Source organism: Streptomyces lichenis (assembly GCF_023218175.1).
In the GTDB taxonomy this organism is placed as follows: domain Bacteria; phylum Actinomycetota; class Actinomycetes; order Streptomycetales; family Streptomycetaceae; genus Streptomyces; species Streptomyces lichenis.
This window is the reverse complement of the sequence record NZ_JALPTH010000018.1, coordinates 106,960-130,132: the sequence shown is the minus strand read 5'-3', so window position 1 is coordinate 130,132 and position 23,173 is coordinate 106,960. Positions and strand designations below refer to the sequence as shown.

At 73.2% G+C, this 23,173-nt stretch carries 18 protein-coding genes and 1 pseudogene; 11 read left to right on the top strand and 8 right to left on the bottom strand.

The annotated features are described in order from the left end of the window. Positions 1–149: 149 nt before the first annotated feature. From M1O15_RS19270 to M1O15_RS19240, 7 genes and pseudogenes are all read left to right on the top strand, one after another. Positions 150–1,496 (top strand): LLM class flavin-dependent oxidoreductase, encoded by a 1,347-nt coding sequence (locus M1O15_RS19270; RefSeq protein ID WP_248635192.1) that lies wholly within the window; start codon positions 150–152, stop codon positions 1,494–1,496. 25 nt (positions 1,497–1,521) lie between these two features. Then, positions 1,522–2,941 (top strand): annotated as a pseudogene (locus M1O15_RS19265) (NtaA/DmoA family FMN-dependent monooxygenase). Beyond that, entirely contained in the window at positions 2,938–4,179 is a 1,242-nt protein-coding gene (locus M1O15_RS19260) for an LLM class flavin-dependent oxidoreductase (protein ID WP_248635191.1), read from the top strand. The pseudogene M1O15_RS19265 and the gene M1O15_RS19260 overlap by 4 nt, the downstream one beginning before the upstream one ends. Continuing rightward, positions 4,176–5,324 carry an LLM class flavin-dependent oxidoreductase gene (locus tag M1O15_RS19255; protein WP_248635190.1) on the top strand — a complete coding sequence of 383 codons (1,149 nt, stop codon included), beginning with the start codon at positions 4,176–4,178 and terminating at the stop codon, positions 5,322–5,324. The genes M1O15_RS19260 and M1O15_RS19255 overlap by 4 nt, the downstream gene beginning before the upstream one ends. Before the next feature lie 136 nt (positions 5,325–5,460). Continuing rightward, positions 5,461–6,366 (top strand): hypothetical protein, encoded by a 906-nt coding sequence (locus M1O15_RS19250; RefSeq protein ID WP_248635189.1) that lies wholly within the window; start codon positions 5,461–5,463, stop codon positions 6,364–6,366. A 162-nt stretch (positions 6,367–6,528) separates the two neighbouring features. After that, positions 6,529–8,013: an AbeC-like domain-containing protein gene (locus M1O15_RS19245; RefSeq protein ID WP_248635188.1), complete on the top strand. Its 1,485-nt coding sequence runs from the start codon at positions 6,529–6,531 to the stop codon at positions 8,011–8,013. Positions 8,014–8,026: 13 nt separating this feature from the next. Next, positions 8,027–8,416: a DUF5955 family protein gene (locus M1O15_RS19240; protein ID WP_248635187.1), complete on the top strand. Its 390-nt coding sequence runs from the start codon at positions 8,027–8,029 to the stop codon at positions 8,414–8,416. 28 nt (positions 8,417–8,444) lie between these two features. Here the strand turns inward: M1O15_RS19240 and M1O15_RS19235 are convergent, their stop codons facing one another. The 3 genes from M1O15_RS19235 to M1O15_RS19225 all read right to left on the bottom strand — a co-directional run bounded on the left by M1O15_RS19235 (position 8,445) and on the right by M1O15_RS19225 (position 13,310). Beyond that, positions 8,445–9,275, bottom strand: a complete 831-nt coding sequence (locus tag M1O15_RS19235; protein ID WP_248635186.1) for a glycoside hydrolase domain-containing protein — start codon at positions 9,273–9,275, stop codon at positions 8,445–8,447. A 52-nt stretch (positions 9,276–9,327) separates the two neighbouring features. After that, a complete protein-coding gene (locus tag M1O15_RS19230; RefSeq protein WP_248635185.1) occupies positions 9,328–12,684 on the bottom strand; it encodes a helix-turn-helix transcriptional regulator in 3,357 nt (1,118 codons plus the stop codon). A gap of 164 nt (positions 12,685–12,848) precedes the next feature. Beyond that, positions 12,849–13,310, bottom strand: a complete 462-nt coding sequence (locus tag M1O15_RS19225; RefSeq protein WP_372499510.1) for an Lrp/AsnC family transcriptional regulator — start codon at positions 13,308–13,310, stop codon at positions 12,849–12,851. A 233-nt stretch (positions 13,311–13,543) separates the two neighbouring features. Here M1O15_RS19225 and M1O15_RS19220 point away from each other — a divergent pair, with 233 nt between their 5' ends. Further along, positions 13,544–14,377: a DUF6426 family protein gene (locus M1O15_RS19220; RefSeq protein WP_248635184.1), complete on the top strand. Its 834-nt coding sequence runs from the start codon at positions 13,544–13,546 to the stop codon at positions 14,375–14,377. Between the two features lie 47 nt (positions 14,378–14,424). On the opposite strand, the gene M1O15_RS19215 is transcribed toward M1O15_RS19220, so the two are convergent. After that, positions 14,425–15,147, bottom strand: coding sequence for a TetR/AcrR family transcriptional regulator (locus tag M1O15_RS19215; RefSeq protein ID WP_248635183.1), 723 nt, complete (start codon positions 15,145–15,147; stop codon positions 14,425–14,427). A gap of 128 nt (positions 15,148–15,275) precedes the next feature. On the opposite strand from M1O15_RS19215, the gene M1O15_RS19210 reads away from it, so the two are divergent. The 3 genes from M1O15_RS19210 (at position 15,276) to M1O15_RS19200 (ending at position 18,524) form a co-directional block, all read left to right on the top strand. Then, positions 15,276–16,484, top strand: coding sequence for a saccharopine dehydrogenase family protein (locus M1O15_RS19210; protein ID WP_248635182.1), 1,209 nt, complete (start codon positions 15,276–15,278; stop codon positions 16,482–16,484). A 121-nt stretch (positions 16,485–16,605) separates the two neighbouring features. Continuing rightward, a complete protein-coding gene (locus M1O15_RS19205) occupies positions 16,606–18,105 on the top strand; it encodes an APC family permease (protein ID WP_248635181.1) in 1,500 nt (499 codons plus the stop codon). 2 nt (positions 18,106–18,107) lie between these two features. Continuing rightward, on the top strand, positions 18,108–18,524 hold the full coding sequence (locus M1O15_RS19200) for a universal stress protein (RefSeq protein ID WP_248635180.1): 417 nt from the start codon (positions 18,108–18,110) through the stop codon (positions 18,522–18,524). 27 nt (positions 18,525–18,551) lie between these two features. Here the strand turns inward: M1O15_RS19200 and M1O15_RS19195 are convergent, their stop codons facing one another. The 4 genes from M1O15_RS19195 to gcvH form a co-directional block, all read right to left on the bottom strand. Continuing rightward, positions 18,552–19,349 (bottom strand): immunity 49 family protein, encoded by a 798-nt coding sequence (locus M1O15_RS19195; RefSeq protein ID WP_248635179.1) that lies wholly within the window; start codon positions 19,347–19,349, stop codon positions 18,552–18,554. Between the two features lie 535 nt (positions 19,350–19,884). Then, a complete protein-coding gene (locus M1O15_RS19190; protein ID WP_248635178.1) occupies positions 19,885–21,255 on the bottom strand; it encodes an L-serine ammonia-lyase in 1,371 nt (456 codons plus the stop codon). A 223-nt stretch (positions 21,256–21,478) separates the two neighbouring features. Next, positions 21,479–22,738, bottom strand: coding sequence for a serine hydroxymethyltransferase (gene glyA / locus M1O15_RS19185; RefSeq protein ID WP_248635177.1), 1,260 nt, complete (start codon positions 22,736–22,738; stop codon positions 21,479–21,481). A gap of 12 nt (positions 22,739–22,750) precedes the next feature. Further along, positions 22,751–23,128, bottom strand: coding sequence for a glycine cleavage system protein GcvH (gene gcvH, locus M1O15_RS19180; RefSeq protein WP_248635176.1), 378 nt, complete (start codon positions 23,126–23,128; stop codon positions 22,751–22,753). Positions 23,129–23,173: the final 45 nt, after the last annotated feature.

The window sequence follows — 23,173 nt, the reverse complement described above, 5'->3', positions numbered from 1 at the left end:
CCCCACCCCTCCCACGGGCGCCGGCCCGACGGCCGTCCTCCGACGCACCCCGCTCCCGGGGCCGGGACCTCCCGTGCTCCACCCTGCCCACCCGCCGTGCCCGCGGGTCCGCGCACCCTCGTCCGGAACGCCCAGGAAGGCACCCACCTGTGTCCCTGACCCCTGTCTCCCCTCTCCACCTCGCCGTCGCCCTGGACGGCACCGGCTGGCACCCGGCGTCCTGGCGTGAGCCCGGCGCCCGGCCCCGGGAGCTGTTCACCGCCGCGTACTGGGCCGACCTGGTCGCCGAGGCCGAGGCGGGGCTGCTCGACTTCGTCACCATCGAGGACGGCCTCGCCCCGCAGTCCGCCCACCCGCTGGAGCCCGACGAACGCACCGACCAGGTGCGCGGACGGCTCGACGCCGTGCTGATCGCCTCCCGGGTCGCCCCGCTGACCCGGCACATCGGGCTGGTGCCGACCGTGGTGGCCACCCACACCGAGCCGTTCCACATCTCCAAGGCGATCGCGACCCTGGACTACGTCAGCGGGGGGCGGGCGGGCGTCCGGGTGCGGTACTCGGCCCGGCCGGACGAGGCCGCGCACTTCGGGCGCCGGACCATCCCCCGTATCGAGTCCTTCGAGAGCCCCGAGGCCCAGGGGCTGATCGACGAACTGGCCGAGGAGGCCGCCGACTATGTGGAGGCGGTCCGCCGGCTCTGGGACAGCTGGGAGGACGGCGCCGAGATACGGGACGCGGCCACCGGGCGCTTCATCGACCGGGACAAGCTGCACTACATCGACTTCGAGGGGCGGCACTTCAGCGTCCGGGGGCCGTCCATCACCCCCCGCCCCCCGCAGGGCCAGCCCGTGGTCAGCGCGCTCGGCCACCAGACGCAGCCGTACCGGCTGATCGCCCACCAGGCCGACATCGGCTACATCACCCCGTACGACGCCGCCGACACCCACCGCATCGTCGGGGAGATCCGAGCGGAGCAGCAGGCCGCGGGCCGTGCCGGGGAGCCGCTGCACCTCTTCGCGGACCTGGTGGTGTTCCTGGACGACAGCCGGGCCGAGGCGGAGGACCGGCGCGCCCGGCTGGACGCCCTGGCCGGTGAGCCCTACACCTCGGACGCCCGGATTTTCACTGGGACGGAAGAAGAACTCGCCGATTTGGTCGATGAGTTGGGGGAGGCGGGGGTGAGCGGGGTCCGGCTGCGGCCCGGTGTGCTCGCCCATGACCTGCCCCGGATCAGTCGGCGGCTCGCGCCGGAACTGCGCCGCCGGGGCCGCTTCCGGGAGGCGTACGAGGCCGGCACCCTGCGCGGGCTGCTGGGGCTGGACCGACCAGCGAATCGGTACGCCGCCACAGCCACCGAAGCCGCAGGGGACGCCACAGCCGCCGCATCCGCAGGGACCGCCGAAGCCGCAGGGGACGCCACAGCCGCCACAGCCGCCGCATCCGCAGGGACCGCCGAAGCCGCCCAGGCCCCGGCCGCCGCGACGCCCGCCGCCTGACCACCGCCGGAGAGGACCGCACACCATGACCGACGCAGACAGGGCCGACGGCCGGCCGCGCAAGCAGATCCATCTCGCCGCCCACTTCCCCGGCGTCAACAACACCACCGTGTGGAGCGACCCGGCCGCCGGCAGCCATATCGAGTTCGACTCCTTCGTCCACTTCGCGCGCACCGCCGAACGGGCCAAGTTCGACTTCCTGTTCCTGGCGGAGGGTTTGCGGCTCCGCGAACAGGGCGGGCAGATATACGACTTGGATGTGGTGGGGCGGCCGGACACGTTCACGGTGCTGGCGGCGCTGGCCGCCGTCACGGACCGGCTCGGGCTGACCGGCACCATCAACTCCACCTTCAACGAGCCCTATGAGGTCCCGCCAATTCGCCAGCCTGGACCATCTCTCCGGCGGGCGCTCCGCCTGGAACGTGGTCACCTCCTGGGACGCCTTCACCGGGGAGAACTTCCGCCGCGGCGGCTTCCTGCCCCAGGACGAGCGCTACTCCCGGGCCAAGGAGTTCCTGGACACCGCGCATGAGCTCTTCGACTCGTGGAGGGGAGACGAGGTCCTCGCCGACACCGCCGGCGGGGTCTTCCTCCGGGACGCCAAGGCGGGCGCCTTCGTCCACCGGGGCCCGCACTTCGACATCCACGGCCGCTTCGACGTACCGCGCTCCCCGCAGGGCCGACCGGTGATCTTCCAGGCCGGGGACTCCGACGAGGGCCGCGAGTTCGCCGCCGCGAGCGCCGACGCCATCTTCAGCCGGCACGCCACCCTGGTGGAGGGGCGGGCGTTCTACGCGGACGTGAAGGCCCGGCTGGCCGCGTACGGCCGCCGGCCGGACCATCTGCTGGTGCTGCCCGCCGCCACCTTCGTCCTCGGCGACACCGACGCCGAGGCGGAGGAGCAGGCCCGGGAGGTCCGCCGCCAGCAGGTCAGCGGGGCCACCGCCCTGAAGCACCTGGAGTTCGTCTGGAACCGGGACCTGTCCGGGTACGACCCGGACGGGCCCCTGCCGGACATCGACCCGGTCGTAGCCGAGGAGCACATCTCCCGGGGCCGCGCCCAGGTGCGGATGTACCGGGACCCGCTGGCCACCGCCCGCGAGTGGCGGGAACTCGCCGAGGCCAACCAGTGGTCCATCCGGGACCTGGTCATCCACACCGGCAACCGGCAGACCTTCGTCGGCTCCCCGCGGACGGTGGCCCGCACCATCGACCACTTCGTCCAGTCCGACGCCTCCGACGGCTTCATCCTCGTCCCGCATCTGACCCCCGGCGGCCTCGACCCCTTCGCCGACCGGGTCGTCCCGCTGCTCCAGGAGTGGGGCGTCTACCGCACCGAGTACGAGGGCACCACTCTCCGGCACCATCTGGGCCTGGACCACCCCGACGAGCCGTCGTCCGCCGACCCGCGGGCCGTCCCGGCCGGAGAGGCGGCGGCACGGTGAAGTTCCTCGCCATCACCCTGATCGTGCACCGCCCCGACCCGGTCACCGGCGTGCTGAAGTCCACCCACGCCCGCCTCCGGGAGGTCCTCGACAACGCCGTCCTCGCCGAGGAGCTGGGCTTCGACGGCTTCGGCGTGGGGGAGCGGCACGAGCGGCCCTTCCTCTCCTCCGCACCGACCGTGCTGCTCGGCCATATCGCCGCGCTGACCCGGCGGATCCGGCTGTTCACCGCCGTCACCACGCTCAGCCTGCTGGACCCGGTACGTGCCTACGAGGACTACGCCACCCTGGACCACCTCTCCGGCGGCCGCCTCGAACTGATCATCGGCAAGGGCAACGGCACCGCGCAGCGGGAGCTGTTCTCCGTCACCCCCGAGGACCAGTGGGACCGCAACGCCGAGAGCTACGAGGTCTTCCGGCGGATCTGGCGCCAGGACCGGGTGACCGCCCGGACCCGCTTCCGCCCCGAGCTGACCGACGCCGAGGTGCTGCCCCGCCCCTACCAGCAGCCGGTCCGGGTCTGGCACGGCAGCGCCACCAGCAGGGAGTCGGTGGAGCTCGCCGCCCGTTACGGCGACCCGCTGTTCTCGGCCAACGTCACCCACCCCATCGAGCCGTACGCCGAGCTGATCGACCACTACCGGGAACGCTGGGAGGCACACGGCCATGACCCGGCGGACCTGGTGGTCGGCGCCGGCTCGGCCGGGCTGCTGGTCACCCGCACCTCCCAGGAGGCGCTGGACGTCTACCGACCCCTCTTCGAGAGCAATCTGGCCTTCGCGCGGAAGGCGGGGCTGCCGGTGGTCTTCGAGACGCTGGAGGACTTCGTGGAGCGCAGCTCGGCGCTGATCGGCAGCCCCCAGCAGGTCATCGAGAAGGTGCACCGCTACCACGAGCGGTTCGGCCACACGGTGCTGCATGTCCAGGCGGACGCGGGCGGACTGCCCGACACCCGGCACCGGGACTCGCTGGAACGGTTCCAGGCCGAGGTCGCGCCGGTGCTGCGCGCCGAGATCCCCGACCCGCCCTTCCCCTGGGCCCCGGTGCTGCCCGAGGCCGTGCGGCCGGTCGGGGGCGGAGCGCCGGAGGCCGTACGCGGAGGCGAGGCCGGACCCGAGTCCGTACGGGCATCCGGTCCCGTACGCGTGGAGGAGACCGAGCCCGTACGGGGACGGGGGGCCGGGCACCGTCCCGGCACCGCGGCCGCCCGGCCGGGCGCCGAAGGAGTCCGCCCATGACCGCACCGTCCTCTCCTTCGCCGCTCCCCGGTGATGGCCGCACGCCGCTCGGCGTCCTGGACCTGGTCCCGATCCCCTCCGGGGCCACCGCCGGGCAGGCCCTGCGCCACTCCGTCGACCTCGCCCGGCAGGCCGAACGGCTCGGTTACACCCGCTACTGGTACGCCGAGCACCACCTCAACCCGGGGGTGGCGGGCACCTCCCCGGCGGTCCTGCTCGCCCTCACCGCCGCCGCCACCTCCACGATCCGGCTCGGCTCGGGCGCGGTGCAGCTCGGGCACCGCACCGCGCTCTCGGTGGTCGAGGAGTTCGGCCTGATCGACACGCTGCACCCGGGCCGGCTCGACCTCGGTCTCGGCCGCTCGGGCGGCCGCCCCCCAGCCACTGAGCCCAGCGGGCCCGCGGTCGAGCGCCGTGCGCCGAACGGGCTGCTCATCCCGCCGCCGTTCTCCTTCGCGCAGCTGCTCGGCTCGCCGCGCATCGCCCTCCAGCGCCGGCTGCTCACCCTGCCGGGGGCCGAGCCGCAGGAGTACGCGGAGCAGCTCGACGACATCCTCGCGCTGCTGGCCGGTACCTACCGCTCCCCGGAGGGGGTGGAGGCCCATGCCGTGCCGGGGGAGGGCGCCGACCTCCAGCTGTGGATCCTCGGCAGCAGCGGTGGGCAGAGCGCGCAGGCCGCGGGCGGCCGGGGGCTGCGGTTCGCCGCGAACTACCACGTCAGCCCCGGCACCGTACTGGAGGCGGTGGAGGGCTACCGGGCCTCCTTCAAGCCCTCCGACGTCCTCGGACGGCCGTATGTCAGCGTCTCCGCGGATGTGGTGGTCGCCGAGGACGACGAGACGGCCCGGGAGCTCGCCACCGGGTACGGCCCCTGGGTGCGCAGCATCCGCACCGCCGAGGGCGCCATCCCGTACCCCACCCCCGAGGAGGCCCGCGCCCTGCCCTGGACCGACCGGGACCAGGCGCTGGTCCAGGACCGGCTGGACACCCGGTTCGTCGGTTCCCCGGCCCGGGTCGCCGACGGGCTGGAGCAGCTGAGGGACGCCACCGGCGCGGACGAACTGCTCATCACCACCCTCATCCATGACCACGCCGCCCGGGTGCGCTCCTATGAACTGCTGGCACGGGAGTGGGCCGGCAGGTGAGGTGAGGTGAGGTGAGGTGAGGTGAGGAGGGGAGGGGAGGACGGTGCTCGATGAGGGGAGAAGAGCGGATTCGGCTGAAAATCGCAGTGGCCTCCGTCACACTCTAGTTCCGGTGTGAGGACGGAAGCGGGGGCGCATGGCAGACGCGTGGGGGTTGGAAGGCGAGGCGGCCGGAAGGGCCGAGGAGGCTGACCAGGACGAGAAGTCGGGGGAGTCCGACGAGGGCCGGGGGAGTGGCCGAGCGGCGGGCGGGAGGGCGGGAGGGGGCGCCGCGGTACTGGGGCCCCGTCCGACGTACTACAGCCACCAGGAGATCCTGGCGACGCTCGCCCCACCGGTGCGCCGCCGGCTGACCTGGCTGCTGGCGGTCCCGCTGGTGGCCCTGCTGCTGATGGTCTTACGCCCCTGGACCTATCTGCCGGACACCGGCGACGAGGGCAGCGCCGACCAGGGGCAGGGCGCTCCCTACGACCCGGCCACCGAGGACGACGACGGCGCGGGCGGCGAGGAGGAGACCGCTCCCGGCGAGGAGACCACCTCCACCGACGAGCCCACCCCCACCGGGGAGAGCACGAACGGCACGGCGGTTGCCCAGGCGTCGGAGGTGGACCGGATCCTGGAGGAGTCGTCCGGATACCGGGAATCGGTGAGTACGGCCGTCGCGGACGCCACCGCCTGCGGTCCGCAGGCCGGCCTCACCGAGGACGCCGCGGACTTCCAGGCGGCGGCCGTCGCCCGAGAGGGGCTTTCCACCCAGGTGGAAGGACTCGCCGTGGACCTGATCGAGCAGGGGCCCGAGGTGCAGCGCCTGCTGAAGGAGGCCCTGGACCAGTCGGCCGCCGTCGACTACGACTTCGCCGCCTGGGCCCGAGGGTTGCAGGACGGCGGCTGCCTCCCGGACACCGCCACCGACGCGGAGCCCTACCGCACGGCGGTGGCGGACAGCGCCAAGGCCAGCGCCGCCAAGGAGGCCTTCCTGGTGGTGTGGAACCCGATCGCCGAGTCCCACACGCTGCGGACCTGGCAGGCCGACCAGTTCTGAGCCGTCCCGACCCGCGCGCATCCGCACCCACCGACCATCCGACCGTACCTGAGGAGAGGCATGGCGACCGCACCCGGCACCGCGCCGCCGCCCGGAGCCGACCGGCCCGGAGCCGCACCACCCGCACCGGGGCCTCCCGTGCCCGATCCGGTTCCCCCGGCCATGTCCGAGGTGACCCGGCTGCTGTCCATCGGCGCCCATCTGGACCGGGAGTTCGCCGACCGGGTGATCGACGAACTGCTGGAGAACCGGCAGCGGAAGGCCGCGCCCGCCTACGGCTACGACGCGGCGACCGTCCTCGGGCACGCGCTCGCCGCCCGCCGGTTGCGCGGCGCCCGGCGGGGCGTGGTCGTCACGGCCCTGCTGCTGTGGTTCGCGGTCGGGGTGCTGGGCTCGGTGTGGGGCTCCTTCGGTGCGACGGTCTTCTGGACGGCGACCGTCATCGCCCTGTGGGCCGCCTGGGCGTCGCTGCTCATCGAGAAGATCGTGGTCCGGCAGATCGTCACCGTCCACCTCCGGGTCCGGTCGCGCCCGGGCGCCCGTTACGGCTTCGACGGCGAACCGCCCCAGGACCCCGAGGACATGGCGGAGCAGTACCGGGAGATCAGGGAGGAGCAGGACCCCACCTCCGGTGTCGTCCACTACGGCGGTTACGTCCCGTTCGTCGGCGCGGGCGACCTCCAGCGGTCCTGGTCCTTCGCCGTACTCCTGGACGGCCGCGCGGCCGGAGCGCACTCCGCCCTGCGCCCCACCGGCACGGCACCGGACGGGCCACCGCCCCCCGAGGACGCCGGCGCCCGCCGACCCGACCCGCGCCCCTTCACCGGCGCGGAACTCACCGCGTACGTGAGGGACCGGCTCACCTCGCGTCTGCTGACCGAGGTGGACATGCCCGACCAGCGGCTCGACGGGCTGGAGGTCACCAAGCGCCTCTACGTCCGCGCGGACGGCCCGGCCCCGCCCGACACGGTGACCCTGGCGTCCGCCGAACGGTACGACGGGGCGCGGGAGTTCCTGGTCGTACGGGTCGGCTCCTGGCAGCAGGAACTGGTGCTGACGGTGTTCCTCAACGTCGACCTCAAGGGCCGGGTGCTCTACACCCAGCTGCACGGCTACCAGCTGCTGCCGATCCGGGCCGCCTACCACGAGGCCGACCGGCTCTCCCGCGGGGTGGACGGCAGGGTGCTCGGCACCCTGGCCGGCAAGGCGCTGACCGAGACCCTGCTCGGCGGGCTCGCCTCGGTGTTCCGCTCCCCCCGGCCGCTGGTGACCTCGCTGAAGCGGCGGCAGGGGTGGTCCGGCGGGCTGCGCGCGATCACCGGGTCCGACGAGGAGGAGCGGGCGTTCGGCGACTGGGGGGCGCTGAGCAGCGTCCGCGAGCTGGGCGCGAGCGGCGGCTACCACCACTACTACCAGCAGATGGACAGCGCCAAGTACCTCAAGGTCATCGAGCGGCGGACCCTTGAGGTGATCCTCGACTTCCTCGATTCCAGGGACGTCGACACCGCCGAGTTCCGCGCCCGCCAGGCCGAGGTGCTGAACGTCGGCATCCTCCAGACCGGCGGCGGCACCATCGTCAACAGCGGCGCCACCGCCGTCGGGCGGGACGCCAGCGCCTCCGCCACAACCGCCCGTAGAGCAACTTGAGGAGACACGTCCCATGACCACCAGCGGTGAGCACAGCGTCGGCATCCACCAGACCGGCGCCGGCCGCATCCACAACTCCGGCGCGGTCGCGGCCGGGCGGGGCGCCAGAGCGTCCGTCGTCTCGGACGGGGGAGCGGCGGACCAGGACGGCCCGACTCCGCAGGAGGCCCTGGCGGCGCTGCGCGAGCTGCTGGCGGAGCACGGCCGGGAACTGCCCGACGCCGACCGGGCGCGGGCGCGCGGCGAGGTGGAGGAGGTGGCCGACGAACTGGCCGCCGAGGAGCCCGACCGCGGCCGGCTGACCGGTGCGCTCGACCGGCTGGCCGCCGCTCTCTCCTCGGTCGCCGTGCTGGCAGCCGCCGCCGACGCACTGCGCACCGCGATGGCGGGCCTCCTCGGGTGACGGGCCCCATCGCCGGACCCGTCGCCGCTCAGCCGACGATGGCGACCGGGGCGTCCCAGGCGTTGCGGTCGACCACGATGGTGTGGCCGCCGCGGGTCTCCTTGCTGTTGGCCTTGTACTGGTGGCCGCGGCTGTGGCCGGTGTACAGCTTCGGGTCCCAGGGCCAGTCCTTGGTGGTGGTCTCCTGGCCGTTCCACAGCGCGTACCAGAGGTTCCCCGGCAGGTCGGTGCGGTCCTTGGCGGTGGCGACCGCCTTGGCGCTGGAGGTGCTGAAGCCGTAGAGGCCGGCCCGGTAGGTCTTGGCGCGCAGGGTCTTGGTGAAGGAGCGCACATACGTCAACGTGGCGTCGTTGCACGCCTTGTCGGTGATGTCGTACGACTCCATGTTCAGGTAGATCGGGCTGCCGGCCTTCATCCCGAGCGCCGAGGCCCTGGCGACCGCGTCGTTGGCGTTGCTCGCCCCGACCGAGGCCGCGTCGGCCGCGGTGAACCGCTCCTTGCTCAGGCTCTTCTGGCAGAACGGCTGGGCGCCGACGTACAGCGGGATGATCCGCCAGCCCAGGGAGTCCACCGACTTCACCCAGGACTTGGTCAGCTCGGGCTGGGCGCAGCCGCGGTTCCTGCCGCCCGCGTAGACCGCGATGCCGCCGTAGTAGCCGTCCTTCCTCCAGGCCTTCATCGCGGTAAGCGAGGGCGCGGTGCAGGCGTCGAACGCCCGGCCCGTGTAGGTCTTCTGGGCCGGCCAGGCGGGGGCCGCCATCGAGGTCTGCGCCGCGAACCCCGCCCCGGCGGCCACCACCGCACCCGTCGCCGCCAGGGCGATGTAGCGGCCTCTTCTGGACAACCGGTGCTTCGGCATGTTCCCCACCCCATCCGACATCTGGGCCCCGGCCCTCCGGAGCCCGCTCACCCTACTCGTCGGCGGCCGGGCCGAGCGCCCGGGCCAGGGCGGTACGCGAGGAGACGCCCAGCTTGCGGTAGACGCTGCCCAGATGGGAGTCGACGGTGCGGTGGCTGAGGAAGAGGCGCTCGGCGATCTGCCGGGAACGCAGCCCCGCGGCGGCCAGATCGGCGACCTCCCGTTCGCGCTCGCTCAGCGCGGACCGCAGTTCCGCGGATCGGAGGACCGGGGAAGGGAAGCCCCCCGCCCGTGAACCCCCCGCCCGGGAATCCGCGGACCGGGGAGCCCCGACCCGGGAGGCACCACCTGCCCTGGAGTCCGTTGCCCGGGTATCCGCAGACCGGAGGTCCACGGCCCGGGAGCCTGCGGGCCGACGAGCCTCGGCCTGGGGACCCACAGTCCGGCGGCCGTCCGGTCGGAGGCCGTCCGGCCGGAGGCCTCCGGTACGGGAAGCCGCGGCCCCGGAAGCCCCGGCTCGGGGCCCGGCGCTCTGGCCGCCGCTCCGGACCGGTCGGGCGCCCGGGGAGAGCCGGGCGCGGACGCGGTCCGCCTCCTCCAGGACCAGTGCCGCCCCGCAGGGCCGGGCCAGGGCCTCGGCCCGGGTCAGGACGTCCAGCGCGGCGGCCGGGCCGCGCACCGCCGCGGTCACCGGCACCGAGGCGATCAGCGTCCACGCGTGCTGTACGGGCAGCCCGCCACCGCGGAAGCCCTCCGCGGCCCGCTCGAACAGCTCCAGCGCCCTGGCGCGCTCCCCGTGTGCCATCCGCAGCTGGGCGGACGCCCGGTGGACGCAGGCCCACTGCAAGGGCAGGCCGAGCCGGTTGGCGTCCGCCTCCGCGTCGGCGAGCAGCCGCTCGGCGTACCCGGTGTCCCCGCCGGCCAGCGCGGCGTTCGCCATCAGGGCGAGGAGCGAGGGCCGGAAGGCGGGCTGCACCTGGGGCAGGCCGTCGCCGCCCCCGCCGTCCCGCAGCGTCCGCAGGCAGCCGGCGGCGTCCCCGCCGAGCAGCTGCGCGTGCGCCAGCAGACTGATCGCGGAGGTGGCCCACCAGCCCCGGCCGAGCGCGGCGGTGTCCACCGCCCGCGCCGCGAGCGCCACCGCCTCGCCGGCGTACCGGCGCCCCCGGGCCCAGACCAGCGTCATGGCGCGCATCGCCGTCGCCAGCGTCACCACGTCGGGGGCGCCGACCGCGCGGGCCAGCTCCTCCGCCTCGGCGGCCCGGCGCTCCGCCGCGTCGAGCCGGCCGCCCCACTGGTCGATCATGGTCAGGCCCAGCAACTGGTGGGCGCGGATGTGCTTCTGCGCGCCGCCGGTCGCCGCGTCCAGCCCCCGCCGGAGGTGCCGGCGGGCGTCCGGGAACCGCTCCAGATACAGCTCCGCGCAGCCGAGCAGGGCCAGGACGTCCGGGGCGTGGCCGGCCACCCCGTCCGGCAGCGCGTCCACCAGCGCGGCGCAGCGGGCCACTTCGGGCGCTCCCCGGGCGATGTCGCCGGAGAAGACGTCGCAGAAGGCGAAGAGCACGCCCAGGGCCGCCGAGGCGACGGGCCCGGCCTCGGTCCGCGCCCGGGCGGCCTCCCGCAGCAGCGGGCGGATCCGGTCGTGGGTGCCGCGCAGGACGTGCACCAGCCCGTACTCGTAGATCAGCTCGGTGGCCTCGGCGGAGAGCACCGCGGGCAGCGGCCGGGGCAGTAGCGCCATCCCGGTGCGGGCGATGGCCTCCGCCTCCTCGTAGCGGCAGAGCAGCCGCTCCGCGTCGGCGCAGACCGCGTATGCCTTCAGCAGCAGCCGAGGAGTCAGCCGCGCGCCCCCGTCGGCGGCCTGCCCGGTGAGCCGGGGGCCGCCCTCGGCGAGCAGCTCATGGGCGAGGGCGCGGGCCTCCCGGAGCCGTCCGGAGGCGATCAGCGCCCGGCAGTGCGCGAGCTCCCAGGCCGCCCGCTCCTCGACGCCCGGGTCGCGGGCGGGCAGCGCGTCCAGGGCGAGCCGCAGCCAGCGGGCCGCGTACGCGGGTGCCTGGGTGACCGCCTCCGCGGCCCCCTCGGCGAGGACGCGCGCCGCGGTGGCCCCGTCGGTGTGCACCAGGTGCTCGGCGTGCCGGGCCCGCTCCCGGGCGGGCGCGCCGCGCTCGGCGGCGATCCGCAGCGCCCGGCGGTGGGCGTCGAGCAGGAAGGGCAGCTCGCAGTCGGCGTGGGCGACCTGCCCGACGACCGGATGGCGGAACGCCAGCCGCCCGCCCTGGCCCACCGGACGCACCAGGTCGGCGCGGACCAGCTCGGCGCACGCCTCCAGGCCGTCCCGCGCGCCGAGCCCGGCGATCCGGGCGGCGTCCACCGGACGGAACGCCCCACCCAGCACGGCGCCCGCCCGCGCGGCCGCCCGGGCGGGCTCGCTCAGCGCGCCCAGCTCGGCGAGCAGCGGTGCCGCCTCGCGCAGCAGCCCGTCCTCGTCCCCGCCTGCCCGCTCCGGCCACAGCCCGGCCTCGAAGCCGGCCGCGACCAGCAGCCGGAGATACCCCGGAAGCCCCTTCGCCGCGGCGTGCAGGGCCGCCGCGGAGGCCGCCGTCCCGCCGACCGCCGCCTCGGGTGCGCGAGGCGGCCCGGCTGCCCCGGCTGCCTCGGGGGTCTTGGGCGCCTCGACTATGGAGGCAGCGGCCACGCCCGGCGCCCCCGGCGTGGGGGCGATGACCTGCCCCCGCGCCCCGGCCCCGTACTCCACCGCCCCGGCCGAGTACGCCACCGCCCCGGCCCCGTACTCCGGCGCGGAGCCCATGCCCGGGTCCGGCACCCCGGTCCCGTACGCCAGCGGTCCGGCCGGGCGGCGCCAGTGGTCGAGCAGGGCGGCCACCGCCGCCACGTCCAGCGGGCCGGCCTCCACCCGGAGGATTCCGTCCGTCCGTACGCCGAGGTCCAGCGCCTCCAGCAGGGCGGGCGGGCTCTGCCGGGGCCGGTGCGCCAGCACCAGCACGAAGGGGGCGACGGAGGCAGGGGAGTGGACCAGCCGGAGCACCACCTCCAGCGAGGACGGGTCGGCCCGGTGCAGGTCATCGACTAACAGCACGCCACCGGCGGCCCGCCGGCGTATCAGCTCGCACCAGGCCGCCGGGTCGGACGGCTCGGCGGCCCCGGTCGGCTCCACGGCGGCGCGGAAGACCCGGAACGGGCCGTCCTCGCCCGAGCGGGGCGCCCGGGCCCAGATCACCGGCAGCCCGCGGCGCGCCGCCAGGTCCGCCAGCTCGCAGGCCAACTGGGTCTTGCCGGAGCCTGGTTCGCCCGCTATCTCGACCACGGCCCCCCGGCCGCGCTCCAGCCCGTCCAGGAGCGTGGCGAACCGCTCGCTTTCGGCCTCACGTCCCACCACTGGGCCGTCCGCCATGGGTGACGGCACAACGAACACCACCCCTCCCCCCTGCGGCCACCTGCGCACCCTGGCCAAAGCCATGGCGCGACCGCACGTCAGTTTCGGAACTTCTCCCCCGCTTCCTGCTTCGAATTCAAAGTAACGCGCCGCACTGACAACGGCCCCTCATCGCCCGCGCCTCATTCCGGCACATCCCAGGTGAACCGGTGCACATGGATGCCGAAGTAGGGGAACGACTCCACCTCGCGCACCCCCGGCACCCTCCGTATCTCGTCGTTGATCAGCTCGAACAGCTCGTCCATGCTCCGGCACACCACCTCGGCGAACAGGTCGAAGGAGCCCGCGGTGGACACCAGGTAGACCACGCCCGGCAGTTCCTCCAGCGCCGCCAGCACCTCGCGCGGGGCGCCGTCCACCCGGATGCCGAGCAGGGCCATCACGGGCAGCCCCAGCCGCAGCGGATCGGTCACGGCGGCGAACTGGAGCAGTCCGCCGTCGGTCAGCCGCTGTATCCGCGCCCGTACGGCGGGGCCGGACAGGCCCACCTCCCGGCCGAGATCGGTGTACGAGGCACGGCCGTCCTGTTGCAGCAGGCGGATCAAGGCCCGGTCGACGGTGTCCAGTTCCATACGGGCCGCCACGGGACCGCCTTTCGTTCGCAGGGGGCCGCACGACCGCACGACCGCGGGGTCACCCGACCGTACGGGCGCGGACCGCCGACCGCCGACCGTACCAACGGCCGCGCCCGCGCCCGCCGGTACGTAGCCGGTTCCGTAGTTCTACGGCTGTGCGGGGCCGGGGGTGCCCGGAAGACTGCCGTGCCATCAGCCCGTGACCACCCCCCGACCTGGGAGAACCCGTGAAGTTGAGATCCATGGCCACGACCGCCGTGCTCGGCGCCGTCGTCTTCACCGCGGTGCCGGCCGCCGCGGTCCCGTTCACCGCCTACGCCTGTGGCGGCTCCACCCTGTGCCAGGACGAGGACCCGGGCGACGGGGAGGGCGGCGGCGACTCGGGAGACTGGGGCGGCGGCGACTGGGGTGGCGGCGACTGGGGCGGTGAAGGCGGCGACGGCGGCGGTGGCGACGCCGGTGATGACGGCGGCGACTGGAGCGACGACCCGGGTGACGCCGGTGATCCGGGCGGCGACTCCGGTGACCACGGGAATTCCCCGTCCGAGCCCTCGAACCCCGGGATCGAGATCCTGGACGGGCCGATCGGCGAGCCCATCGACGCGACGCTGCCCGAGGTCGTGGTCACCGGACACGCCATCCGCCCGGCCACCCCGCCCAGCCCCGGCATCGCGACGACCCCCGCGGGCGGCGGCGCCGGTCCCCAGGTCCGAGTGCACAGCCGGGGCAAGGTGTGGGAGGAGCGCGGCGGGAAGTGTTACCGCAACCAGTCCCCCACCGTCGAGGCCAAGTACAGCCGGGGGATCACCTACACGCTCTCCACGCAGACCAGCGCCAACATCTCGGCGACGGCGCTCGGACAGCTCACCAGCGAGCTGAACACGCAGCTCAACACCACCCTCACCGAGACCTACAACTCCGAGCTCACCCTCAAGCCGGGTGAGTCCTGGGCCCTGTTCGTCGAGTACCAGACCAATGTCTACGCGATCACCACGTACGACTTCTGGGGCAACTACTCGACCGAGTTCGTCAATGTCACCGCGCCCACCGGCGTCGTGACCGGCCGCGCCTGCTGAACCGGCGGGCCGGCTCCCACCGGGGCGGGGCGGCGGTACGGCGGGGCTCAGCCTCCCGTACCGCCGCCCCGCCCGTCCCGTACCGCCGCGGCCGCGCTGCCCAGCAGCATCTCCAGCGCCGTGGGGTACGCGCTGTCGTTCATCCGGGCCACCAGCAGCTTTGCGGTGGCCGCGATATGCGGGTGGGTCTCGGCCGGGAGCCGGGCGTACGTGGAGCGCCAGACCGCCTCGTCGTCGGCGCGGGCCGCCTCCGGCAGGGCGAGGCTGGCGGCGTCCAGCGCCGCGAAGGCCAGCGCCTGGTCGACGAACGCCTGGTAGATCCGTACCACCTCCGGATCGGGCAGCCCGGTCGAGCGCAGTACGCCCAGGATGGCCTCGTCCCCCGCGATCTCGTTGGCGCGTCCGCTCACCCGGTTGGCGGTGAGCACCGCCGCCTCCGGATGGGCGAGGTAGGCCCGGTAGATGCGCAGCCCCACCTCGCGCAGGTCGGCCAGCCACTCCCCGGACGGCTCCCACCCCCGCAGCGCGCGTCCGATCAGCTCGTCCCCGATGGCCAGGGTCAGTTCGTCCATGCCCCGGAAGTAGCGGTAGAGGGTGCTCGGATCGGCGCCCAGTGCCGTGCCCAGCCGTCGCGCCGTCAACCCCTCGCGGCCGTGCTCGTGCAGCATCCGCAGCGCCGTCTCCACGATCGTGCGCTCCGAGAGGACCGCGCCGCCCTTGGTCGGCCGGCGCCGCCGCCGCTCCGCCTCCGGCACCACCCGTTTGGCCACTGACCTGCCCCTTTCCCCTCCACCCCGACCTTTATGCCAACACCATTGACCTTAACTCCACCCGGCGCCTTTCATGACGGAACCAGGGCTTCACCCCCTCCGGAGCCCGCTGCGAAAGGCACAGCACCATGCGGATCCTGCTCGTCGGCGCGGGCGGCGTGGGCACCGCGATCACCCGGATCGCGGCCCGGCGCTCCTTCTTCGACCACCTGGTGGTCAGCGACTACGACCTCGCCCGGGCCCAGGCCGCCGTGGCGGCGCTCGGGGCGGAGGAGACCCGGTTCAGCGCGCGGCGGATCGACGCCTCGGACCAGGCCGCGGTCACCGCGCTGCTGGCGGAGGAGCGGTGCGACGTCCTGCTCAACGCCACCGACCCGCGCTTCGTGATGCCGCTGTTCGAGGCGGCACTGGCGGCGGGCGCGCACTATCTGGACATGGCCATGTCCCTGTCGTCCCCGCACCCGGAGCGGCCCTACGAGGAGTGCGGTACGAAGCTGGGCGACGGGCAGTTCGACCGGGCCGCCGCCTGGGCGGAGGCCGGCCGGCTGGCGCTGGTGGGGGTCGGCGTGGAGCCGGGCCTCTCCGATGTCTTCGCCCGCTACGCCGCCGAGGAGCTCTTCGACGGGATCGAGGAGATCGGCGTACGGGACGGCGCCAACCTCACCGTCGAGGGATACGACTTCGCGCCCTCCTTCTCCATCTGGACCACCATCGAGGAGTGCCTCAACCCGCCGGTGGTCTGGGAGAAGGAGCGCGGCTGGTACACCACCGCCCCGTTCAGCGAGCCCGAGGTCTTCGACTTCCCCGAGGGCATCGGGCCGGTGGAGTGCGTCAACGTCGAGCACGAGGAGGTGCTGCTGATCCCGCGCTGGGTGGACGCGAAGCGGGTGACCTTCAAATACGGGCTGGGCGACGAGTTCATCGAGACGCTGAAGACCCTGCACCGGCTGGGCCTGGACCGCACCGCCAAGGTGAGCGTGGGCGGCGTGGAGGTGGCGCCGCGGGACGTGGTCGCCGCCTGCCTGCCCGACCCGGCCACGCTCGGCGACCGGATGCGCGGCAAGACCTGCGCCGGCACCTGGGTGAAGGGCGTGAAGGACGGCGCCCCGCGTGAGGTGTACCTCTACCACGTGGTCGACAACGAGTGGTCGATGGCCGAGTACGGCTCGCAGGCCGTGGTCTGGCAGACCGCGATCAACCCGGTGATCGCCCTGGAGCTGGTGGCCGGCGGCGTCTGGAGCGGCGCCGGGGTGCTGGGCCCCGAGGCCTTCGACCCGCGCCCCTTCCTCGACCTGCTCAACGACTACGGCTCGCCGTGGGGGCTGCGCGAGCAGTGACGGCCGCCCGTCGGCGGGCGGCCGGCCCCGGCGCGGGTGCCGCCGCCCCCGTCCGGGCGCATCGTGGAAGAACCCCAGCGCACCGCGGCAGGACACCGAGACACCCCAGGTGAGGCAAGAGATGACCAAGGACCAGCCCCAGGGCACCACCGGCCCGCCCGAGCTGAAGGCCGGTGCCATCGGGTTCACCGACGCGCTGGTCATCGGGCTGAACTCCACCTCGCCCGCGTACTCCCTCGCCGCGGCCATCGGCCCGCTGGTGGTGCTGGTCGGGGTCTACGCGCCCGGGGTGATGCTCGCCTCCTTCGTACCGATGCTGCTGATCGCCTCCGCGTTCTACTACCTCAACAAGGTCGACCAGGACTGCGGCACCACCTTCTCCTGGGTGACCCGGGCGATGGGCCCCTGGGCGGGCTGGCTCGGCGGCTGGGCCGTGGCGATGACCGGGGTCCTGGTGGTCGGCTCGCTCGCGGACGTCGCGGTCACCTACGGGCTGCTCACCCTCGGCCTCGACGGGCTCGCCGGCAACGAGGTGGTACGCCAGGGGCTGACCGTGGCGCTCATCGTGGCGATGACGGCGGTGTGCGTCATCGGCACCGAGGCGTCGGCCAAGGTGCAGAACGTGCTGATCCTCGCCCAGGTGCTCTGCCTGCTGGTCTTCGCCGCGGCCGCCCTCTACCAGGTGTCCGCGGGAACCGCGCCGCCCGGTTCGCTCACCCCCGACGTCGACTGGCTGAACCCCTTCGGGGCCGGCGGCGCCGCCCTCACCGGCGGGCTGCTGCTGGGCGTCTTCATCTACTGGGGCTGGGAGTCGGCGGTCAACCTCACCGAGGAGGTCAAGGACTCCGCCAGCGCCCCGGGCAGGGCGGGCGTCTGGTCCACCATCGTGCTGCTGGTCACCTACCTCTCGGTGGGCACCGCCGTGGTGGCCTACGCCGGAACGGCCTTCCTCTCCGAGAACGCCGACGAGGAGGAGGCGGTCTTCGCCACGCTGGCCGACCAGGTCATGGGCGGCTGGGACTGGGTGGTCCTGCTCGCCATCTGCACCTCCGCCCTGGCCTCCACCCAGACCACGATCATCCCCGCCTCACGGACCATCCTGTCCATGGCCCGGCGGCAGGCGCTGCCCAAGGGCCTGGCCCGTATCCACCCCCGCTTCCGCACCCCGGACACCAGCACCTGGTGGGTCGCGGTGGTGGCGGCCGGCTGGTACCTGGTGGTCAACCGGATCAGCGAGAACGCGCTCTTCGACTCCCTGACCGCGCTCTCCCTCCTCATCGCCTTCTACTACGCGCTGACCGGGCTGGCCTGCGCCGTCTACTACCGCCACCACCTCCTCAAGGACCTGCGCAGCTTCCTCTTCATCGGCCTGGGCCCGCTCGTCGGCGCCGCCCTGCTGGCCTGGCTGCTGGCGGAGTCGGTCGGCGACATGGCCGACCCGGCGAACTCCTACAGCGGCACCTCCTGGTTCGGCCTCGGCCCGCCCCTGGTGATCGCCCTCGGCATCGCCGCCACCGGCGTGGTCGTCATGGCCGTCCAGCGCCTGGTCTCGCCCGCCTACTGGTCGGAGCGCCCCGGCACCGCCCCGCCCGACGCCACCGCCCGCCGGAACGGAGGCTGACCATGTCCATCGTCCTGGGCTACGACGAGTCCGCCGGCGCCGCACGCGCCCTCACCGTGGCCATCGAGGAGGCGCTGGCCCACACCGAACCCCTGGTCCTGGTCTACGGCGCCGCGGCCCCCGGCGGGGTGGGCGAGGAGTACCGCAGCCACCACGACGCCCTCCGCCAGGTCGGCCGCACCGCCCTGCGCCACGCCGCCGAGGCCGCCGAGGCGGCGGGCGTCCCCACCACGGTGGAGATCCTCGACGACAAACCCGCCACCGCCCTCCTCGCCGCCGCCGAACGCCACCGCGCCCGCCTCATCGTGGTCGGCAGCTGGGGCGAGAGCCCCATGCGCGGCGCCCTCCTCGGCTCCACCCCGCACAAACTGCTGCACCTCTCGACGGTCCCGGTGCTCTGCGTACCGACGGAAGGCTGACGGACGGCGGTACGCGGGGTGGTACTGCTACGCGTCGAACTCGCCGCGCCAGGCGAAGTCGAGCAGGGCGTCGGGGAGGTACTCCGTCTGGACCTCGACCGGGAGGCCGTTGGCCTTCGCCAGGCAGGCGATGGCCAGTGGTGCGAGGGCCACGACCCCGTGAATGTTCTCTGTGCGGTCCTCGTCGGCGGTCCAGTAGTCCTTGTGCCAGTTGATGGCGTCTGCCAGGGCGTCGTTGAAGCCGGCGGAGTCGTTGCGGAGGTAGCGGTAGAGCATCATGATCGGCGGATAGCGGAGTTGGGTCATCTCGTCCGCGTCGATGACGCGGGCGTGCTCGGCAGCGCTGAGGTCCACGGCACGGACCAGGTGGGTGCTCAGGTCCTCGCGGCGGAGCCAGAAGCTCTGGAGGGTCTCCACCCAGGCGTAGGTGTACTCGTCCATGGCGCCGCCGAAGTCGCGCAGGAAGGAGACGGGAATCCGGGCCAGCATGTCGAGGCGGGCCGCCTCGCGGCAGATCATCGCGAGGTAGAAGGCGTCGAGCCAGGTGTCGGCGTTGAGGTAGGTCTGCGGCCCGGTGGTAGCGAGGTCGCGTTCCTCCTGGCGAATCCTGCAGGTGACGGTCTCCTGCTCGGGGTCGGCGGCGGCGAAGACGGCCGAGTGCACCTGCATGGTCAGCAGCCAGGACTCCCAGGTCTCCAGCAGGCCGGCGCGGGGGTCCCCGACACAGCGGACCAGGGCGACGTTCAATGACTCCATGAGCGCGTCCGCCCTGGAGTTGTGCGAGGTCTCGATCTTCTCCAGCGAGTAGGACAGCGAACTCTCCATGACGGGAACCACTGCCGCCAACTTGTCCTTCCGGTACTCCTGGCGTGGGACGACCACGGACACTGTCTCCTTCTGTTCAGATTTTGAAGCGACTGCTCCAGCGCCTCCCCTGTCCTTGACTCCCGCCACTTGTCGGTCGCCGCCGGCAGTGCGGTGCCCCGGTCGTCTCCGTGCCAGGTCGCGGTGGGCGACGTCGATCATGATGCCGTCGACAGCGCAGGCCAGATGATCGCCGGCACCTCGTGCTCGTGCCTCCTCAGCAGCAGGACGTTCAACTCCGCCGGGTCGGCCGCACCGTCTTGCGGCACGCAGCCGAGGCGGCGGGCGCGTCCTGGACGGCGTGGCTCCGGTGGGCCCGCTTGTCCCGCGATCGATCACCGACGCCGTCGTGTCAGGGCGGCGGATGCGAGGAGAGCAGGATTCGGTGAAGACGGCATGCTGACCTGGTGGTGATCAAGGGGCGGATCCGGTCGGAGTCAGCGGTGCGCCCGGTGCGCGGTGAGCCGTACCGCCGGGCATCCGGGCCTCGCCCGCCTCAGCACTCGATGATGTTCACCGCCAGCCCGCCCCGGGCCGTCTCCTTGTACTTCACGCTCATGTCGGCGCCGGTGTCCTTCATGGTCTTGATGACCTTGTCCAGCGAGACCTTGTGGCTGCCGTCGCCGCGCAGTGCCATCCGGGCCGCGGTGACGGCCTTGACGGCGGCCATGCCGTTGCGCTCGATGCACGGGATCTGGACCAGGCCGCCGACCGGGTCGCAGGTCAGGCCCAGGTTGTGCTCCATGCCGATCTCGGCGGCGTTCTCCACCTGTTCGGGGGAGCCGCCCATCACCTCGGCGAGGGCGCCCGCGGCCATGGAGCAGGCGGAGCCGACCTCGCCCTGGCAGCCGACCTCGGCGCCGGAGATGGAGGCGTTCTCCTTGAAGAGCATGCCGATGGCGCCGGCGGCCAGCAGGAAGCGGACCACGCCTTCGTCGTCGGCGCCGGGCACGAAGTTCACGTAGTAGTGCAGGACCGCCGGGATGATGCCGGCCGCGCCGTTCGTCGGGGCGGTCACCACCCGGCCGCCGGCCGCGTTCTCCTCGTTGACCGCCATCGCGTAGAGGGTGATCCACTCCATGGACAGCGCCAGCGGGTCGCCCTCGGAGCGCAGCTTGCGGGCGGTGTGCGCGGCCCGGCGGCGCACCTTCAGCCCGCCTGGCAGGATGCCCTCGCGGGACAGGCCGCGCTCCACGCAGGACTGCATCACCCGCCAGATCTCGAGCAGACCGGCGCGGATCTCCTCCTCGGTGCGCCAGGCCTTCTCGTTCTCCAGCATCAGGGCGGAGATGGACAGGCCGGTCTCCCGGGTGAGCCGCAGCAGCTCGTCGCCGGTGCGGAAGGGGTGCCGCAGGGCGGTGTCGTCGGGGACGATCGGGTTCTCGCCGGCCACCGCGTCCTCGTCCACCACGAAGCCGCCGCCGACCGAGTAGTAGGTCTTCTCCAGCAGGGTGGCCCCGGAGGCGTCGAAGGCGACGACCGTCATGCCGTTGGCGTGGTACGGAAGCGCCTTGCGGCGGTGCAGTATCAGATCCTCGTCGAAGTCGAAGCCGATCTCGTGGGCGCCGAGCAGGTTGAGCCGCCCGGCCTCCTTGATCGCCTCCACCCGCGCGTCCGCGCTCTCCACGTCCACGGTGCGCGGGGAGTCGCCCTCCAGCCCGAGCAGCACCGCCTTGGGGGTGCCGTGCCCGTGGCCGGTGGCGCCGAGCGAGCCGAACAGCTCGGCGCGGACCTTTGCGGTGTGGGCGAGCAGCCCCTCGTTCTTCAGGCGCCGGGCGAACATCCGGGCCGCCCGCATGGGGCCGACCGTGTGGGAGCTGGACGGGCCGATGCCGATCGAGAACAGGTCGAAGACCGAGATGGCCACGGAAGTCTCCTTGGTGGGTAGACGTCGCTGTCTGCCGGGGTGGTGCAGGAACAAGCGGGGGAGGGGGCGGGCGGTGGATCGGTTTCCAGGGCCCTCGGGCGGTCCGGGGGCAAGCCACGGGGCACCGCACTCACTCTTCAGTGTGCGCGGTGCCCCGCGGATCAGTCGGTGTGCTACGTAACCTTCACGATAATCGTCAAAAGTTACGTATACCTAGCAAAGGCTACAGGCCGGGGTACAGCGGGTGCTTCGCGGCGAGCGCGGAGACCCGGGCCTTCAGCGCCTCGGCGTCGTAGGCCGGCTTCAGCGCCTCGGCGATCACGTCCGCGACCTCGGCGAAGTCCTCCGTGGTGAAGCCGCGGGTGGCCAGCGCCGGGGTGCCGATCCGCAGGCCCGAGGTGACCATCGGGGGGCGCGGGTCGTTCGGGACCGCGTTGCGGTTGACCGTGATGCCGATCTCGTGCAGCCGGTCCTCGGCCTGCTGGCCGTCCAGCTCGCTGGAGCGCAGGTCGACCAGGACCAGGTGGACGTCGGTGCCCCCGGACAGCACGGAGACGCCGTGCCGGGTGACATCGTCCTTGACCAGCCGCTCGGCCAGGATCCGGGCGCCGTCCAGGGTGCGCTGCTGGCGCTCCTTGAAGTCGTCCGAGGCCGCGATCTTGAAGGCGACCGCCTTGGCGGCGACCACATGCTCCAGCGGGCCGCCCTGCTGACCGGGGAAGACCGCGGAGTTGATCTTCTTGGCCAGCTCGGCGGTGGAGAGGATCACGCCACCGCGCGGGCCGCCGAGGGTCTTGTGGGTCGTGGTGGTGACCACATGGGCGTGCGGCACCGGGTTGGGGTGCAGCCCCGCCGCGACCAGGCCCGCGAAGTGGGCCATGTCGACCATCAGATAGGCGCCGACCTCGTCCGCGATCCGGCGGAAGGCGGCGAAGTCCAGCTGCCGCGGGTACGCGGACCAGCCGGCCACGATCAGCTTCGGCTTGGACTCCTTGGCCAGCTTCTCCACCTCGGCCATGTCCACCTGGCCGGTGGCGTCGTCCACGTGGTAGGCGACCACGTTGTACAGCTTGCCGGAGAAGTTGATCTTCATGCCGTGGGTCAGGTGACCGCCGTGGGCCAGGTTCAGGCCCATGATGGTGTCGCCCGGCTTGAGCAGCGCGAACATCGCGGCGGCGTTGGCCTGGGCACCGGAGTGCGGCTGCACGTTGGCGTGCTCGGCGCCGAACAGGGCCTTGATCCGGTCGATGGCGATCTGCTCGACCACGTCGACGTGCTCGCAGCCGCCGTAGTAGCGGCGGCCCGGGTAGCCCTCGGCGTACTTGTTGGTCAGGACCGAGCCCTGGGCCTCCATGACCGCGACCGGAGCGAAGTTCTCCGAGGCGATCATCTCCAGGGTGGACTGCTGGCGGTGCAGCTCGGCGTCGACGGCGGCGGCGACGTCCGGGTCCAGCTCGTGCAGGGGGGTGTTCAGAAGCGACATCGATCGGGCTCCTCAGGCGCCGGAGAACTCGGTGTACTCGTCCGCGGAGAGCAGGTCCTTCGGCTCCTCGCTGACGCGTACCTTGAACAGCCAGCCGCCCTCGAACGGCGCGGTGTTCACCAGGGACGGGTCGTCCACCACGTCCTGGTTGGCCTCGACGACCTCACCGCTCACCGGCGAGTACAGGTCGCTGACGGACTTGGTCGACTCCAGCTCGCCGCAGGTCTCGCCCGCGGTCACCGTGTCGCCGACCTCCGGGAGCTGGGCGTACACCACATCGCCGAGCGCGTTCGCCGCGAACTCGGTGATGCCGACCGTCGACACGCCGTCCTCGGCGGGCGACAGCCACTCGTGCTCCTTGCTGAAGCGCAGCTGCTGGGGGTTGCTCATGACCTGGATTCTCCTGTACGCGGGGGAGTGGTGGTGAACGGGGGA

Excerpts from the sequence above, each read along its gene's own strand:
- M1O15_RS19245 (WP_248635188.1), top strand. The coding sequence starts at position 6,529 with ATGTCCGAGGTGACCCGGCTGCTGTCCATCGGCGCCCATCTGGACCGG.
- M1O15_RS19230 (WP_248635185.1), bottom strand. The coding sequence starts at position 12,684 with ATGGCGGACGGCCCAGTGGTGGGACGTGAGGCCGAAAGCGAGCGGTTC.
- M1O15_RS19200 (WP_248635180.1), top strand. The coding sequence starts at position 18,108 with ATGTCCATCGTCCTGGGCTACGACGAGTCCGCCGGCGCCGCACGCGCC.
- M1O15_RS19255 (WP_248635190.1), top strand. The coding sequence starts at position 4,176 with ATGACCGCACCGTCCTCTCCTTCGCCGCTCCCCGGTGATGGCCGCACG.
- M1O15_RS19240 (WP_248635187.1), top strand. The coding sequence starts at position 8,027 with ATGACCACCAGCGGTGAGCACAGCGTCGGCATCCACCAGACCGGCGCC.
- gcvH (WP_248635176.1), bottom strand. The coding sequence starts at position 23,128 with ATGAGCAACCCCCAGCAGCTGCGCTTCAGCAAGGAGCACGAGTGGCTG.
- glyA (WP_248635177.1), bottom strand. The coding sequence starts at position 22,738 with ATGTCGCTTCTGAACACCCCCCTGCACGAGCTGGACCCGGACGTCGCC.
- M1O15_RS19220 (WP_248635184.1), top strand. The coding sequence starts at position 13,544 with ATGGCCACGACCGCCGTGCTCGGCGCCGTCGTCTTCACCGCGGTGCCG.
- M1O15_RS19250 (WP_248635189.1), top strand. The coding sequence starts at position 5,461 with ATGGCAGACGCGTGGGGGTTGGAAGGCGAGGCGGCCGGAAGGGCCGAG.
- M1O15_RS19210 (WP_248635182.1), top strand. The coding sequence starts at position 15,276 with ATGCGGATCCTGCTCGTCGGCGCGGGCGGCGTGGGCACCGCGATCACC.
- M1O15_RS19195 (WP_248635179.1), bottom strand. The coding sequence starts at position 19,349 with ATGGAGAGTTCGCTGTCCTACTCGCTGGAGAAGATCGAGACCTCGCAC.
- M1O15_RS19205 (WP_248635181.1), top strand. The coding sequence starts at position 16,606 with ATGACCAAGGACCAGCCCCAGGGCACCACCGGCCCGCCCGAGCTGAAG.
- M1O15_RS19235 (WP_248635186.1), bottom strand. The coding sequence starts at position 9,275 with ATGCCGAAGCACCGGTTGTCCAGAAGAGGCCGCTACATCGCCCTGGCG.